We start from the raw sequence: 2,128 nt of genomic DNA, 5'->3' as shown, positions 1-2,128 counted from the left end.
GCCTCCGAGGGGGCCAGAACACGGTTCTGGACCTGCTGCACCGACTCCTGCGTGACGCCGAGCTCGGTGCGCCCCACCGGGACGTCGCCCGGCAGGAAGGTCAGGTGCCCCTCGGGGTAGATGCGGGTGCGCGCGCCGGGGCTCGTCTGGAGCGTCCGGTCGTAGGTGGTGATGCCCGGCAGCCCACGCTCGGTGAGGTAGGCGTTCAGGTTGGTCGCACCGACCGGCTGCTGCGGGTACATGGTCTGGAGCGCCTTCATCAGCAGGCGGTAGACCTTGATGGTGGTCAGGGCGCGGCCGGCGGGTGCGCCGCTGGTCTCGTGGAACGCCTCGTGGGCGGCCTCGAGGTCAGCGAACGCGGCCTCCGGGTCGGTGGACCAGGGGGTCGCGACGGTGATCTTGTTGTCCGCCGGGACCTCGAAGTCGACCTCGTGACCGCCGCCGTCCTCAGCGGCGAGGGAGACCTTGCCGGTGGAGAGGGCCTGGCCGCGCATGAGCTCGAGGGTGTTGTCGATGGTTGCGGCGGCGATGCCCGCAGCGGCGACGACCCACGGCTGGTAGTCGACCTGCTGCCCGGCAAGCTGCTGGGCCAGGACGAACTCCTGGTTGAGGTCGACCTCGGTGAGGTCCACCCGCGGGGTGATGGCCGGCAGGTCCCCCCGCAGCTCGGCGACACCCGGACGGGTGATGGGCGTCGCGGGCGCACCGAACGCGCGAACCGGCACGGTCTGGTCGACCTTCTGCCGGCGCCCGAGACGGAACGTGATGGCCTGGACCGCCGTGTTCGGCAGGAACTGGCTCAGGGTGTTGCGGTCGTCGCTGAACTCACGCGCCGCGAGGATCACGGGGCGCAGGTCGTCGACCAGATCCATGTACTGCATGTCAGTGGTCCTTCCGGGTCAGGAGGTCGGGGCGGTGCCGTTGACGAAGGTGATGCCCTTGAGCGCCGCCTCCTGGGCCTGGTTAAGCGCGGTCGGCATGTAGCGCCGGTCGACCGTGCCGCGGTTGACCACAGCGATGAGGTGCTTCTCGCCGGTCTTGATGGTGAAGTCGTCGAGCACGAGGCCCTTGCCGGTCACGAGGGACCCGGACTTGACGAAGCCGTTGGCGTCGTCGGCGACATCGGCGGGGGCGACGCTGACGCCGACCGTTCCCGCCTTCAGGGGGTCACGAAGCCAGCGACGGTCGCCGGTGGCGTAGGTGCTGCGCTTGGGCGCGAAGTTGGACACAACATTCTCCTTCGTTTCGGTGTCCTGATGAGTCCGGTCCTCGCGGCGTCGCGCCTACGGTGGTTCCGGGGTCAGTGGGCGGCGATCGGCGCCGCGGGAGGGCGAGCGCCGGTGGCCTTGTACATCTGCGCGGCGGCGGCGGCGACCTTCTCGGCCTCCGTCGCGGTCGCGGGCGCGCCGCCCCCGATGCCAGGGGGTGCGGTGCGGACGGTCGACTTCGCCAGGTGCGGCTTGTCGGCCTTCAGCTGCTCGATCGCCTTGGCGGCGTCGATGGCGCTGACGGTTCCGTCGGCGCCGAGCAGGGGCGTGAGGTCGATGTGGGCGAGCGCGTCGGTCGGGTCGAGCAGGTGAGGCTTGGCGGCCTCGACCAGCACCCGACCAGCGGCCTCGGCCTTGGCCTGGACCTGCCGCTGCTCTTCGGCCTCCTGGAACGGCCTGACCGCCTCGGCGACCGCCTGCTGGATCAGCGCGGCGACGTCGGGCTGGTCGCCCTGCTTGCCAGCGCCGGGCTCGGCAAGCTTCGGGGGCTCCGAGTCTCGCGGCTTGGGCGGAGTGGGGCGGGCGGTGGCTGCCTGCGCTCGCCGCTCGGCGTCGTCGGCACGGGCGCGTTCGCGAACAATCGCGCGCTTGCCGGGATCTCCGAGGGCGTCCCACTCCTCGGGCGTGACGCCCTCCGGCGGGTCGGCCGGCGGGTCGTCGGGTGCGCCACCGGCGACTGGGAACACCGGGCGACCGTTCGGCAGGAAGCCGATCGGCTGGACGGGCTCGCCGAGCGCGAACGCAGCGAGGGCGGGGGTGGTGTGCTTGGTGCGGGTCGTGCGGGACATCGCGTCCTCCATCGGTCGGCGCGCTTGAGCGCGGCGCCACGCGCCTTCCGGCATCGCGCCGGGAAGTTCAAT

At 71.8% G+C, this 2,128-nt stretch carries 3 protein-coding genes; all 3 read right to left on the bottom strand.

What is annotated here, in order from left to right; genetic code table 11:
* Window positions 1-881 (bottom strand): major capsid protein (locus tag ACTUAL_RS29705; protein WP_440902554.1); only part of this gene is annotated, 881 nt, incomplete at its 3' end.
* Window positions 882-899: 18 nt separating this feature from the next.
* Window positions 900-1,229, bottom strand: a complete 330-nt coding sequence (locus ACTUAL_RS29700; protein WP_440902553.1) for a hypothetical protein — start codon at window positions 1,227-1,229, stop codon at window positions 900-902.
* Window positions 1,230-1,300: 71 nt separating this feature from the next.
* Entirely contained in the window at window positions 1,301-2,056 is a 756-nt protein-coding gene (locus ACTUAL_RS29695; protein ID WP_440902552.1) for a hypothetical protein, read from the bottom strand.
* Window positions 2,057-2,128: the final 72 nt, after the last annotated feature.

This window comes from Actinosynnema sp. (assembly GCF_052038725.1).
Note: the sequence above shows the minus strand (reverse complement) of the source record. Positions and strands in the feature narration are given on the sequence as shown.

Excerpts from the sequence above, each read along its gene's own strand:
- ACTUAL_RS29695 (WP_440902552.1), bottom strand. The coding sequence starts at position 2,056 with ATGTCCCGCACGACCCGCACCAAGCACACCACCCCCGCCCTCGCTGCG.